Origin of the sequence: Streptomyces sp. NPDC086777, from assembly GCF_040702065.1 — a bacterium.
Lineage (GTDB): Bacteria > Actinomycetota > Actinomycetes > Streptomycetales > Streptomycetaceae > Streptomyces.
In genome coordinates, this window is the sequence record NZ_JBFBJI010000002.1 from 52,844 (window position 1) to 66,900 (window position 14,057).

Here is a 14,057-nt window from a genome sequence, read left to right on the forward strand (position 1 = left end):
AGTCGACGGACGGCCCTGCTGAGGGGCTCGGCCGTAAGAGCGCCGTACTCCGGCGCTCCGTGTGAAGGCACCCGCACCCCTGTGTGCGCGTCCACCGTGTTCGATTGATCCGCCACGGAGCCTTCGCATGTCTTCCGAGACCCTTGCCAGAACCACCACCGCCACCGTCACCGCCTCCGGCATACCCGGGCCCGGGGCTGCCCGATGAGGCCCCAGCTGGTGATCGTGGGAGCCGGGCCGCGCGGGACCGGACTCCTGGAGCGGATCGCCGCCAACGCGCCCGAGCTGTACGCCGGTTCGGGTCTCGACATCCACCTGGTCGACCCGCATCCGCCGGGCGCCGGGCGGATCTGGCGGGCCGCCCAGTCGCCGCTGCTGTGGATGAACTCGCACGCCGAGGACGTCACCATGTTCACGGACGAGACGGTGCGGATGGCCGGCCCGGTGCGGGAGGGCCCCACCCTGCACGAGTGGGCGGGACTGGACGGCCGCACCTTCGCGGACCGGCAGATCCAGGGCCGCTACCTGCGCCACGTCCACGACCGGGCCGTCGCCGACCTCCCGGACGGCATCACCGTCCACCACCACCCGCGCCGGGCCCTGCGGATCAGCGGGCCGCGCGAGGGCCGCCAGCAGGTCTGGCTGGAGGGCCGGCCGCGTCCGCTCCTCGCCGACCTCGTCGTCCTCGCCCTCGGCCACCTGGACGCCGAACTCGACCCGGACCAGGCCGCGCTGGCCGCCTACGCCGACGCGCACGGCCTGGTCCACCTGCCGCCCGACTTCACCGCCGACAGCGACCTGTCCGCGCTGCCGCCCGGCGAACCGGTGCTCGTGCGGGGGTTCGGGCTCGCCTTCGTCGACCTGATGGTCCTGCTCACCGAGGGGCGGGGCGGCCACTACGACGGCGACACCTACGTGCCGTCAGGACAGGAGCCGGTGCTGTACGTCGGGTCGCGGCGCGGCGTGCCGTACCACTCGAAGATCGGGTACGACTGGACCGGCGAACGCCCGCCGCTGCCCCGCTTCCTCGGCCCCGCCGAGATCGACGCGCTGCTCGCCAGGACCGGGGGCTTCGACTTCCGGCGGGACGTGTGGCCGCTGGTGGCGAAGGAGCTGGGCTTCGCCCACTACCACCGGCTGTTCACCGTCCACCCCGAGCGGACGGCCGTCGCCTGGCGGGACTTCGAGGAGAAGTACGCCGCGGCCGAGGGCGAGGCGGACGTACGGGCGCTGGTGGCGGCCGCCGTTCCCGACCCGGCCGACCGGCTCGACCTCGCGGCGCTGGACCACCCGCTGGACGGGGTGCGGTACGGGTCGCACGAGGAGTTCCAGGACGGGCTGCGCGGCTACATCGAGGCGGACCTGGACCGCCGGCACGATCCCGCGTACAGCGCCGACCTGGCGGTGTTCCTCGGGCTGCTCTCGGTCTACGGGCAGTTGGTCCGCCTCGGCGACATCGGGTCCTGGTGGCACGGGTTCTTCAGCTACCTCGCCTCCGGGCCGCCCGGCCCCCGGCTGCGGCAGTTGCTCGCGCTGTCCCGGGCGGGTGTGCTGCGGTTCGTCGGCGCCGGGATGACGGTGACGGCCGAGGACGGGGTGTTCCGGGCGTCCGCCGACACGGTTCCCGGCTTCGCGGTGGAGGCGCGGGCCCTCGTCGAGGCGCGACTGCCCGAACCCACCGTGGGGCGCGCCCGGGACACCCTGCTGCGCGGGCTGCCCGCCGACGAGGCCGCCGAGACGGCCGACGGGCTGCTCAGGGTGGACCCCGCCGACGGGCGGATCCTCGACGGGGCCGGGCGGCCGCATCCCCGGCGGTTCGCGCTCGGGCCGTTCACGAACGGCCGTACGCCCGGCGCGTTCACCCGGCCGCGCACCGGAGGGCCCGCGTTCCGGCAGAACGACGCCACCGCGCGCGCGGCCCTCACCTTCCTGGCCGAGCTCACCGGAGCCGGGTCATGAGCGAGCGTCACGGCCGGTGCCCGGCTGTCTCACAGGCTGTCTTACAGGGAGGTTCGTGGTGATGACCGGCTCGTACGGCCGGGGGCTGCTGCATCTGGCCGCCGCCGTCGACCAGGTCGGCGTGTTCGACGCGGAGCGCTCCGTCGAGCTGGTGCGGCTGGCCGAGAGCGGCGGACTGGACTTCGTGACGCTCGACGACCGGTTCGGGTGGCCGGAGCCCGATGCGGTCGGCGTGCTGGCACGGGTGGCCGCGGCCACCCGGCGGATCGGGCTGGTGCCGGTGACGGCCGCCCCCGAGGCCGGCGCCGCCCACCTCGACCGGGTCAGCCGGGGCCGGGCCGGCCGGTGGACCGAGACCCCGGGGCCCGCGCCGGAGCAGCCGGTCCGGGTGGCCGACGCCACCGAGCCCGCCGCCCGGCAGGCCGCCGCCCGGTACGCCGACGTCGCCCTCGTACGGGCCGCGAGCTCCGCGCAGGCCGCCGCCGTACGGGAGGAACTGCGGCAGCAGGCGAAGGAGTTCGGGCGGGAACCGGAGGCCCTTCGGGTGCTGGTGAGCCTCCTGGTGGATCTGGGGGACGGGGAGCGCGCGGCCGAGCCGGGGCACGGTGGCGGCGGACCCCGGCAGACCGTGCAGGGGCCGCTGTACCGGGGCGGTCCGGTGGATCTGGCGGAGCTGGTCGCAGGCTGGCACGGCGAGGGCGCCACCGACGGCTTCCACCTGGTCCCCGCCGAGCCGCGCCGCGACCTGGAGCGCCTGGTCAACGGCACCGTGGCGCTCCTTCAGCACCGCGGTCTGTTCCGCACCTTCTACCCGGGCAGCACCCTGCGCGAGCACCTCGGCCTCGCCCGGGCCGCCGGGCAACTCGCCGCGCCGTGACATACCTTGCGCACAGGAGAGCCACGACAGGCGCGACGACGAAGGCGACGGAGGGACCGAGCGTATGAACGCGGACGCGGCCGGGGACTGGAAGCGCCGGCACGAACACCGTGCGGAGACGGTGTCGGCGCCGTACGGGCCGCTCGCGCTGGTCGGCAGCCTCCCCCAGCGCCCGGGACGGCCTGGGGGACCCCAGATCGAGGACCGTCCGGACGGCCGGCTCCCCGCCGTCCCCGGAAGACGGGAGCTGACGCTCCAGGTCGCCGAGCAGCCCGACGGCCGGGTGTGGGCGGTGTTCGCCGGCACCACCGGCGGAGCCGGCAGCTTCCGGTTCAGGTTCCTCTATTCGGCCGCCCCGGCCGCCGACGGCTCCACCGCCGTCGACTTCAACCGGGCGCAGCTGCGGCAGTGCGCCTTCGCGGACCACTTCATCTGCCCTTTCCCGCCGCCGGGCAACACGCTTGACCTCGCCGCCTAGGCGGGGGAGCGGAAGCTCGCCTGAGGCATCCGACGGACATCCGACGGACATTCGGCGGCCATTCGACGGACGTTCGACGGACGCGGACAGGGCGTCAACTCGCCCGGACCGCAACGAGATCACACAAAGTCGGCACGGTTCGAACACGGTCGCACGGCCGAAAGGCACCCTTGCGGGTACCGGTCGTTCGCCCGAATACTCCCCCACAGCGCTTGTCAGGGGCATTGCGTGTCCGAAAACCGGGCGCCACCCACTGGCTGCGCCTCACGGGCCCCGACCCCACGCGGGCCCCCGACTTCCCCTGGGAGGGAACGAAAAGTGAGGATCAAGCGCACGACCCCCCGCAGCGGTATCACGAGACGGACCCGGCTGATCGCCGTGGGCACCGGTTTCCTGGCCGCGGCGGCGCTCGCCGTCCCCACCGCGAGCGCGAGTGACGTCCACACCTTCAGCACCACCGAACTGAAGGCCGTGAACGGCTCCGTCCTGAAGGCGGACGTCCCCGGCACCGCCTGGGCCGTCGACAGCAAGACCAACCGTGTCGTCGTCACCGTCGACTCCACGGTCTCCAACGCCGAGATCGCCAAGATCAAGCGGCAGGCGGGCGTCAACTCCGGCGCGCTCACCATCAAGCACACCCCCGGCACCTTCAAGAAGCTGATCACCGGCGGCGACGCCATCTACGGCGGCTCCTACCGCTGCTCGCTCGGCTTCAACGTGCACAGCGGGAGCACGTACTACTTCCTGACCGCCGGGCACTGCGGTGAGGTGGCCTCGACCTGGTACAGCAACTCCGGGCACACCACGGTCCTGGGCACGAACGTCGGCTACAGCTTCCCGACGAACGACTTCGCGCTCGTGCGGTACACCAACAGCTCGATCGCGCACCCGAGCGCGGTCGGCAGCCAGACCATCTCCAGCGCGGCCACGCCCAGCGTCGGGACGACGGTGTACCGCCGCGGTTCGACCACCGGCACCCACAGCGGCCGGGTCACCGCGCTCAACGCCACCGTCAACTACGGCAGCGGTGACATCGTGTACGGCATGATCCAGACCACGGTCTGCGCCGAGGGCGGCGACAGCGGCGGCCCGCTCTACGGCGGTTCCGTCGCCTACGGTCTGACCTCCGGCGGCAGCGGCGACTGCACCTCCGGCGGTACGACCTTCTTCCAGCCGGTCACCGAGGCGCTGAGCTACTACGGCGTGAGCGTCGGCTGACGATCCTCCCGGATCGCATCTCCCGGTGGGCCCCCGTACGCAACCGGCGTGCGGGGGCTCCCTTTTGACGGGGTGCCGGAGTTACCGTCGAAGGACCATTGGAGTCACCCCCTGGGGGCCGGCATGGTCGAGGCGCTGGTGGCGGCCGGAGCCGCTCTCGTGTCCGTCGGAGCGGTCTACGCACTGGCCGCGGCACGAGTCGTCAGGCAGTACGAGCGAGGCGTGGTGTTCCGCCTCGGCCGGCTGCGACCGGAGGTGCGCGAGCCCGGGTTCACCATGATCGTCCCGTTCGTGGACCGGCTCCAGAAGGTCAACATGCAGATCGTCACGATGCCGGTGCCCGCGCAGGAGGGCATCACCCGGGACAACGTGACCGTACGCGTCGACGCCGTCGTCTACTTCAAGGTGACCGGGCCCGCCGAGGCGGTGGTCCGGGTCGAGGACTACCGGTTCGCCGTCTCGCAGATGGCGCAGACCTCGCTGCGGTCCATCATCGGCAAGAGCGAGCTGGACGACCTGCTGTCCAACCGGGAGAAGCTCAACCAGGGCCTGGAGCTGATGATCGACAGCCCGGCCGTGGAGTGGGGCGTCACCATCGACCGCGTTGAGATCAAGGACGTCTCGCTGCCCGAGACCATGAAGCGGTCCATGGCCCGGCAGGCCGAGGCCGACCGGGAGCGCCGGGCCCGGGTCATCAATGCCGACGCCGAACTGCAGGCGTCCAAGAAGCTCGCGGAGGCGGCGAAGGAGATGTCGGAGCAGCCCGCCGCGCTCCAGCTGCGGCTGCTGCAGACGGTGGTGGCGGTCGCCGCCGAGAAGAACTCGACGCTGGTGCTGCCGTTCCCGGTGGAGCTGCTGAGGTTCCTGGAGCGGGCACAGCAGCAACTGCCCCCGGCGACCGGGGCCGATGGTGCGGGCGGGGCCGACGGGGCGGCGGGGGCGAATTCCGGCCAGGGGTAGCCGGAGAGAGGCGCGGGCGGACGTCGCCGCCCGCCGCCCGCCGCCCGCGTGCGGTGTTTGCAGTGCGAATCCTCCCGGGGTGCGGGCGGCTCCTCCCGGGGTGCGGGCGGCTCCTCCCGGGGTGCGGGCGGCCGTGCACGATCCGTGCACAGGGGGCGCACAACATCCGCGCGCACGAGACCTGGAGTCGACCTTGTGTGCTCCCTGTGGGGCTCGGAATAGTGGGCGGCCGTCAACCAGCCTTCCGGCCCCCGAGGTCCCCACCACCTTGCGGGCCGACCCCCCACAGGAGGACATGAGTTGAAGCACCGACGCATACCCGGGCACCGGGCGGCGCTCGCCGGCGCGGGTGTCGCCGCGCTCGTCGCCGCCGGAGTGACCTTCCAGAGTGCGAACGCCAGTGAGCCCACCCGGGCCCCGACACCGCAGACCCTGTCCGCCCCGGCGGCCGGAAAGCTCGCTTCCACGCTCGCCGCCGACCTCGGCACCGACACGGCGGGCACCTACTACGACGCCGGGGCGAGGAACCTCGTCGTCAACGTGCTCGACGACACCGCCGCCAGGGCCGTCGAGGCGGCCGGGGCCAGGGCGAGACTCGTCGCCAACTCCCTCGCCGAACTCGACGGCGCGCGCACCACCCTGAAGCAGGACGCGACCATCCCCGGCACCTCGTGGGCGACCGACCCGGTCGGCAACAGGGTCGTCGTCACCGCCGACCGGACGGTCACCGGGGCCGAGCTGACCAAGCTCACCAAGGTCGTCGACGGGCTCGGCGGGAAGGCCGAACTCCGGCACTCGAAGGGGGAGTACAAGCCCTTCATCGCCGGCGGCGACGCGATCAGCGGCTCGGGCGGGCGCTGCTCGCTCGGCTTCAACGTGGTCAAGGACGGTCAGCCGTACTTCCTGACGGCCGGGCACTGCACCCAGGCCATCTCCACCTGGTCGGACTCCTCCGGGAACGTGATCGGTCAGAACGCCCGGTCCAGCTTCCCGGGCGACGACTTCGGCCTGGTCAAGTACACCTCGGCCGTGGACCACCCGAGCGCGGTCGACCTCTACGACGGTTCCGTCCAGCAGATCACCGGCGCGGCCGAGGCCACCGTCGGCATGAAGGTGACCCGCAGCGGCTCCACCACCCAGGTCCACGACGGCACGGTCACCGGCCTCAACGCCACCGTGAACTACTCCGAGGGCACCGTGAGCGGCCTCATCCAGACCGACGTGTGCGCCGAGCCCGGCGACAGCGGCGGCTCGCTCTTCTCGGGCAGCAACGCGATCGGCCTGACCTCGGGCGGCAGCGGCGACTGCACCTCCGGTGGCGAGACGTTCTTCCAGCCGGTGACGGAGGCGCTGTCGGCGACGGGGGCCCGGATCGGCTGACGGTTTCCGGCGTCCGGACCGGCTGACGGTTCCCGCGTCCGGACCGTCGGCACCCACCGGCACCTCGACCGGCCGACACACGCGGTGTCCCTGCGAGGCCCTGCCCCCTGCGAGGCCCTGCCCCCTGCGAGGCCCTGCCCCCTGCGAGGGGGCAGGGCCTTCGTCGTGCTCCGCCGCCGGCCGCACCCAAGGGTGGCCGGGCCACCCTCACGGACCACCACGGAAAGTGATCCCTTGGACGCGTACTGCGAGGACGTGGCTCCTCTCGGGGTGTCGAACACTCGCCAGGGGTGTGACGTGGCGGCCGCATTTTCCAACTGCGCCGGCGTGCCGGGGAGCTGACGGGGCGGTGCCTGTTCCGGTCGTCGCCCGCCCGGCCTGCTCTCCCAAAGAATCGTCCCCATGTTCGATTAAGAGTCGCTGACCGGGGCTGATGGGGTTAGAGTAATCGAACGGACGTGCGGTGAACATATCGGGCGTATGGCTGAAAAGGGGTGGAGTGATGGAGGTGCGGCATGACGGGCTTCGCCCATCTGCACGTCGCGTCCGGTTACTCCGTCCGCTACGGCGCCTCCCATCCCGAGCAGCTGGTCCGGCGGGCGGCGGAGCGGGGCATGTCCGCGCTCGCGCTCACCGACCGGGACACGGTCACCGGGGCTGTTCGATTCGCGCAGGCGTGTGCGAAGGAAGGGGTCCGGCCGGTCTTCGGTATCGACCTGGCGGTGCAGGCCCTGGCGCCCCCGCCGCCCTCCCCGCGCCGCCGTACCCCGGCGCGCGGCGGCGCGCACGTGGTCGAGCCGCCGCTGCGGTTCGTGCTGCTCGCCCAGGACCGGGCGGGCTGGGCCCGGCTGTGCCGGATCACGTCGGCCGCCCATGTCGGCGCCGTGTCCGGCACCCCGCCGGTGGTGCCGTGGGAGGCGCTGCGCGAGTACGGCGGCCCCGGCCTGACCGTGCTGCTCGGGCCGCTCTCGGAGCCGGTGCGGGCGCTGTCGGTGGGCCGGGAGGACGTCGCGGTGCGGCTGCTGGCGCCCTGGCAGGAGATCTTCGGGAGGGATGTTCGATTGGAAGCCGTCGCGCAGAAACGTTCCGGCACGGGCCCGGGATCCCTGCGTCTGGCCGCCCGCACCCTGGCACTGGCCGACCGCACCGGTACGACCGCCGTGCTCTCCAACGCCGTCCGCTACGCCGACCCCGACCAGCACCGCCTCGCCGACGTCCTGGACGCCGCCCGGCTGCTCAGACCGATCGACCGGCGCCGCCTGGACAGCGGACAGCGCTGGCTCAGGGACGAGAGGGGGATGGCGGCCGTCGCCCGCATGATCACTGACTGCGCCGGAGCGGACCCCCGCCGGGCCCACCGGCTGACGGCGGACACCGCCGCCACCGCGGCCGCGTGCACCGTCGACCCGAAGGCGGACCTCGGCCTCGGCACCCCGCACCTCCCCGAACCGGCGCTCTTCGGCGCCGAGCCCGCGGCCGGCGGCGCGGCCCGGCTGCTGCGGCAGAAGTCCGAAGCCGGCCTGGCCCGGCGCGGCCTCGACCGCGACCGTGCGGCGCTCGACCGGCTGGACGAGGAGCTCGCCGTCATCTCCCACTGGAACTACGACGCGTACTTCCTCGCCGTCGGACAGGTCGTCGCCGACATCCGGGCCAGGGGCATCCGGGTCGCGGCCCGCGGCTCCGGGGCCGGCTCCCTGGTCTGCCACGCCCTGGACATCGCCACCGCCAACCCGCTCGACCACAGCCTGTTGTTCGAACGCTTTCTCAGCAGGCGCCGGGAGTCGCTGCCCGACATCGACATCGACGTGGAGTCCGCCCGCCGCCTGGAGTGCTACGACACGATCTTCGAACGCTTCGGCAAGGAGCGGGTGGCGGTCACCGCGATGCCCGAGACCTACCGGGCGCGCCGGGCGCTCAGGGACACCGGCCTCGCCCTCGGCATCCCGCCCGCCGACGTGGACCGGATCGCCAAGAGCTTCCCGCACCTGCGCGCCTGCGACATCACCAGCGCCCTCGCCGAACTGCCCGAACTACGGCAACTGGCCGCCGAGGCACCCCGCTACGGCCCCCTGTGGGAACTCGCCGAGGGCCTCGACTCCCTGGTCCACGGCATGGCCATGCACCCCTGCGGTGTGGTCGTCAGCGACGCCGGCCTCCTGGACCGGCTGCCGGTGCAGCCCACCCCGCAGGGCGACTACCCCATGGCCATGGCCGCGAAGGAGGAGATCGAGGCGCTGGGCAACATCAAACTCGACGTCCTGGGCGTCCGGATGCAGTCCGCGATGGCTCATGCGGTCACGGAGATCGAACGGACCACCGGCAACCACATCGACCTGGACGACCCCGGGCAGGTGCCGCTCGACGACGTCTTCGCCTTCAAGCTCATCCAGGCCAGTCAGACCCTCGGCCTGTTCCAGCTGGAGTCGCCCGGCCAGCAGGACCTGCTGTCCCGGCTCCAGCCGCGCGACGTCCAGGACGTCATCGCCGACATCAGCCTCTTCCGCCCCGGCCCGGTCGCCGGTGGCATGCCCGAGCGGTACATCGCCGCCCGCCACGGCGGCGTACCCGACTACGCCCACCCGGATCTGGAGCCGGTGCTCGCCGACACCTACGGCGTGACCATCTGGCACGAGCAGATCATCGAGACCCTGCGGGTGCTGACCGGCTGCGACCGGGCCTTCGGGGAGATCACCCGGCGGGCGCTGGGCGACAAGGAGCAGCTGCCCAGGATCAGGGACTGGTTCCACGAGCGGGCCGGTGCGCGTGGCTACAGCGCGGCCGTGCGGGAGGAGGTGTGGAAGACCGTCGAGGCCTTCGGCGCGTACGGTTTCTGCCGCGCCCACGCGGTCGCCTTCGCCGTACCCGCCCTGCAGAGCGCCTGGCTCAAGGCGCACCATCCGGCGTTCCTGCTGGCGGGCCTGCTCGAACACGATCCCGGGATGTGGCCCAAGCGGGTCCTGGTCGCCGACGCCCGCCGGGGCGGGGTGCCCGTCCTGCCCGTCGACATCAACCACTCCCGGATCAGGCACACCGTGGAGAAGACCGACGGAGACCGGTGGGGCGTACGCCTCGCGCTGTCCGCGGTGCACGGCATCAGCGAGGCGGAGTGCGCGCGGATCGAGGCGGGGCAGCCGTACGGATCGCTGTCCGACTTCTGGCAGCGGGCCCACCCCGGCAGACCGGTCGCCGAACGCCTCGCCGAGATCGGCGCGCTGAGCTCTCTGCACGACGGCCGCCTCACCCGCCGCGACCTGCTGCTCCAGATCGCCGAACTCCATCGCCAGTCCCGCAACCGGTCCGCGCACGAGGGCCAGCTGCCCATCACCGCGGACGCGGTCGGCGGGGCGGAGCCGAGCGGGCTGCCGGAGATGACCGGCCGTGAGGCCCTGAGCGCCGAGCTGAGCACCCTCGGCATCGACGTCTCCCGGCACCTGATGGAGCACCACCACCGGTTGCTGCGTGAGATCGGCGCGACCGACGCGGCGCACCTGGCCGGGATGCGCGCCGGTCAGCAGGTGCTCGTCGCCGGGGTACGGGCTTCGACGCAGACCCCGCCGATCGCGAGCGGCAAGCGGATCATCTTCGTCACGCTGGAGGACGGGTCCGGGCTGGTCGACCTGGCGTTCTTCGAGGACTCGCACCCGGCGTGCGCGTACACCGTGTTCCACAGCGGGCTGCTGCTGGTGCGCGGCACGGTGCAGGTGCGCGGCACCCGTCGTACCGTCGTGGGCGCCATGGCCTGGGACCTGGACGAGATCGCCGCCGCCCGCCGCGACAACGGCCCGCAGGCCGCGCTCGCCCTGCTCGGCGCCGACCGCCCGCACCCGACCCCCGCCCAGCCGCGGCGCACCCTGGCCGACGGCACCGCGGGCGCCCGGCTGCACCCGTACGCCGACCTCCAGCCGGCCGGTACCCGCTCGGCCGACCTGAAGAAGTTCGGCCACCGAAGCCCCGGGAGCGCGGGATGAGCGGAACGAGTACACGGCAGCGGCACATCGCCCACCTCCACCTGCACGCCATGCTGACGGAGGAGCAGTACGCCAACATAATCGAACTGGTGTCTGGTATCACGCCACACGTCCAGGCCGTCCCGCCCCACGCCGTCCAGCTCGACCTGACGTCGGCGCTCCGGTACTTCGACCTGTCCCCCTACGACACGGTCCAGATGGCGTTGATGAGGCTGAAGGGCCTGTACGGCATCGACGGCAGCGCCGGGCTCGCGGGCAACCGCATGCTCGCGGCGATGGCGGCCGACGCGTCCGCGCCGGGCGAGACCACCTGGGTTCCCGCCGCCGACGCGGCCGACTGGCTGTATCCCCGGCCGGTCACCGCGCTCCCGGGGGTCGGCCGTGTCACGGCGGAGACACTCGGCCGATACGGCCTGCACACCATCGGGCAGGTCGTCGACCTGCCCGCGGGAACCCTCCAGCGCCTTCTCGGCGCGGGCCCCGCGCGGCTGCTGGCGGAGCGCGCCCGCGGCCACGACCCCCGGCCGGTCGTCCCCTCGGAGCCGGCGGCGCACCTGGCCGCCGACCTCGTACTGGAGCGGGACTCCCTCGACCCTGCCCGCCACCACCGGGCGGTCGTCGGACTGGCCGACCGGATCGGCCAACGACTGCGTGGCGAGGGTCAGGTGGCCGACCGGCTCACCCTCACCGTGCGGTACGCCGACCGCAGCTCCACCACCCGTACGCGCCCGCTGCCGGAACCCACCGACCACTCACCGGTCCTCGCCGCGGCGGCCCTGGGACTGCTGGCCTCCCTCGGGCTGCAGCGCGCACGGGTCCGCGCCTTCGCGATCCGTGCCGACGGGCTGCGGCCGGCCGACAGTGCCTACCGGCAGCTCTCCCTGGACCCCGGCGACGCCCGCGCCCACGCCGCCGAAGCTGCCGCGGACCGTGCCCGCCGCCGCTTCGGGCCGGAGGCCGTACGGCCGGCCGCCCTGGCGAACTGACCGCGGCCCCGGGGCAGGGGTGACGTGCTGGGGGAGCGGAGTGCGCGTGTTGTAGGGCCGTTTGGGCCGTATCGCGCCCTATGGTCCCCTCAGGCCCGGCTGGTGACACCTCATCAGGCGAGTGGTTCGCGACCGGTTACTCGGAAGTTTTACTGACGCGTAACTTCACGCTTGCACTACTCGTCCGTAACTTGATGAGTGAACAGCATCCTTCGTGATCCGGATCACAGGGCGTAAGGCCGTCGCACCTCCCTTGAGCCGCAAGGAGATCACCCGATGCTGCCCTGGAAACGAGTGCTCAGACCCCTGACCGCGCTGCTCCTCGCCGCCGCCGTCGCCACCGTTCCCGCCGCCACCGCCCACGCCTCCAGTGCCCCCACCACCGGCTGGAACGACTACTCCTGCCGCCCCTCCGCCGCCCACCCCCGCCCGGTGATCCTGGTCCACGGCACCCTCGGCAACTCCGTCGACAACTGGCTCTCCCTCGCCCCGTACCTGGAGGACCGCGGCTACTGCGTCTTCTCCCTCGACTACGGCCAGCTGTCCGGCGTCCCCGTCTTCTACGGCCTCGGTCCCATCGACAAGTCGGCAGAGCAACTCTCCGCCTTCGTAGACAAAGTGCTCGCCGCGACCGGTGCCGCCAAGGCCGACCTCGTAGGCCACTCCCAGGGCGGCATGATGCCCCGCTACTACCTGAGGTTCCTCGGCGGCGCCGCCAAGGTGAACGCCCTCGTCGGCCTCGCCCCCGACAACCACGGCGCCACCCTCAGCGGCCTCACCAACCTGCTGCCGTACTTCCCCGGCGCCTCGGACCTGATCAAGGCCACCACCCCCGGCCTCGCCGACCAGATCCCCGGCTCCGCGTTCCTCACCAAGCTCAACGCGGGCGGCGACACCGTCCCCGGAGTGCACTACACGGTGATCTCCACCAAGTACGACGAGGTGGCCACCCCCTGGCAGAGCCAGTTCCTGACCGGCTCGGACGTCCACAACGTCCTGCTCCAGGACCTGTGTTCGCTCGACCTCTCCGAGCACGTGGCGATCGGGCTCTTCGACCGGATCGCCTTCCACGAGGTGGCCAACGCGCTCGACCCGGCCCACGCCACCGCCACCAGTTGCGCGTCGGCGTTCAGCTGAGCCACCGCCCAACTGAACGCCGCCGGGGCCTGTCCGGCCTGAGCCGCCGGTCAGGCCCCGGAGTCATGAGGGATCAGCGCCGCGGCGCCCGCCGCCGCACCGACAGGAAGAGCGCGCCGGAGCCCAGTGCCAGGGCAGCCGCCCCGCCGATCGCCAGGTACGGCGTGGAGCCGTCGCCGCCGGTCGCGGCGAGCGTCGTCTCCGTGCCTCCCGCGGGCTCGGGCGCGTCGGCCTCCGTGACCGGCGCCGCCGAGGTGCTCGCGCCGTCGTCGCCGTGACCGCCGTGCTCGACCGTCGACCTGCCGGCACCGGCCGCGATCTGCTCGTCGGTGGGGACGGAAGCGGCCGGGGCCGGGGAGGCGCTCGCGGCCGTACCGGTGTGAGCGTTGTCACCGCCCCCGAAGTCCACGTCCGAGCAGGAGTAGAAGGCCTCCGGGCTGTCCGAGCGCTGCCAGACCGCGTACAGCAGCTGGCGGCCGGTGCGCTCGGGGAGGGCACCGGAGAACGTGTAGGAACCGCCGGCCGCGACCGGGTCGACGGCCGTCGCCACCGGGTGGTCGAGGTCCAGGTCCGCCCAGGCCGGCGGCTTGGCCGGGTCGTAACCGGCCTTGGTCAGGTACACCTTGAAGGTGCCCTTGTGCGGCGCGGTCACCCGGTACCTGAAGGTGTACGACCCGCTGCTCACGTTCGTCGCCGGCCAGTCGGCCCGGGCCAGGTCGAGGCCCTTGAACTCCTCGTTGCCCGCGCTGCACAGCTTCCCGTCCGGGATCAGCGCCCGGTGCCGGCCGTCGGCGTCGCCGAGGCGGATGCCGTTCCAGTCGTAGAGGGCCTGCGTGCCGCCGACCGCGACCGCAGCCCTGCACGCGTCGGACTTCGGGTTCTCCGGGTTCTCCGCGTAACACTGGGCGACCCGGCTGACCGGGTCGCCCATCGTGCCGTGCGCGGACGCGGGCGCGGCGGCGAACGTGACCGCACTCACGCCGAGCGCGACGGCGACGACGAGCTGACGGCGTGTTGCGGGCATGCGCGGACTCCTCGGAGCGGTCCTCGGGGTGGGCTCGGCCGGGCCGGAATCCCGTGGGGGCGATCAGAAA

At 72.9% G+C, this 14,057-nt stretch carries 10 protein-coding genes; 9 read left to right on the top strand and 1 reads right to left on the bottom strand.

Translation table 11 applies throughout. The features are described 5' to 3' along the window. The first annotated feature begins 204 nt into the window (after positions 1 to 204). The 9 genes from AB0472_RS02825 (at position 205) to AB0472_RS02865 (ending at position 12,963) form a co-directional block, all read left to right on the top strand. Complete coding sequence (locus AB0472_RS02825; RefSeq protein ID WP_366352803.1) at positions 205 to 1,959, top strand: FAD/NAD(P)-binding protein; 1,755 nt, start codon at positions 205 to 207, stop codon at positions 1,957 to 1,959. 61 nt (positions 1,960 to 2,020) lie between these two features. Further along, a complete protein-coding gene (locus AB0472_RS02830; RefSeq protein ID WP_366352805.1) occupies positions 2,021 to 2,836 on the top strand; it encodes an LLM class flavin-dependent oxidoreductase in 816 nt (271 codons plus the stop codon). Between the two features lie 64 nt (positions 2,837 to 2,900). Continuing rightward, entirely contained in the window at positions 2,901 to 3,314 is a 414-nt protein-coding gene (locus AB0472_RS02835) for a DUF1684 domain-containing protein (RefSeq protein ID WP_366352806.1), read from the top strand. A 318-nt stretch (positions 3,315 to 3,632) separates the two neighbouring features. Further along, positions 3,633 to 4,532, top strand: a complete 900-nt coding sequence (locus AB0472_RS02840) for a S1 family peptidase (protein WP_366352808.1) — start codon at positions 3,633 to 3,635, stop codon at positions 4,530 to 4,532. Between the two features lie 123 nt (positions 4,533 to 4,655). Beyond that, positions 4,656 to 5,492: a slipin family protein gene (locus AB0472_RS02845; RefSeq protein WP_366352810.1), complete on the top strand. Its 837-nt coding sequence runs from the start codon at positions 4,656 to 4,658 to the stop codon at positions 5,490 to 5,492. A 300-nt stretch (positions 5,493 to 5,792) separates the two neighbouring features. Continuing rightward, positions 5,793 to 6,872 carry a S1 family peptidase gene (locus AB0472_RS02850; protein ID WP_366352812.1) on the top strand — a complete coding sequence of 360 codons (1,080 nt, stop codon included), beginning with the start codon at positions 5,793 to 5,795 and terminating at the stop codon, positions 6,870 to 6,872. Between the two features lie 515 nt (positions 6,873 to 7,387). Further along, positions 7,388 to 10,840: a DNA polymerase III subunit alpha gene (dnaE, locus tag AB0472_RS02855; RefSeq protein WP_366352813.1), complete on the top strand. Its 3,453-nt coding sequence runs from the start codon at positions 7,388 to 7,390 to the stop codon at positions 10,838 to 10,840. Continuing rightward, positions 10,837 to 11,826, top strand: a complete 990-nt coding sequence (locus AB0472_RS02860) for an ImpB/MucB/SamB family protein (protein WP_366352815.1) — start codon at positions 10,837 to 10,839, stop codon at positions 11,824 to 11,826. The genes dnaE and AB0472_RS02860 overlap by 4 nt, the downstream gene beginning before the upstream one ends. 276 nt (positions 11,827 to 12,102) lie before the next feature. Then, positions 12,103 to 12,963 (top strand): alpha/beta fold hydrolase, encoded by an 861-nt coding sequence (locus AB0472_RS02865; RefSeq protein ID WP_366352817.1) that lies wholly within the window; start codon positions 12,103 to 12,105, stop codon positions 12,961 to 12,963. A 73-nt stretch (positions 12,964 to 13,036) separates the two neighbouring features. Here AB0472_RS02865 and AB0472_RS02870 read toward each other — a convergent pair whose 3' ends face one another. Further along, a complete protein-coding gene (locus tag AB0472_RS02870; protein WP_366352819.1) occupies positions 13,037 to 13,987 on the bottom strand; it encodes a lytic polysaccharide monooxygenase in 951 nt (316 codons plus the stop codon). Positions 13,988 to 14,057: the final 70 nt, after the last annotated feature.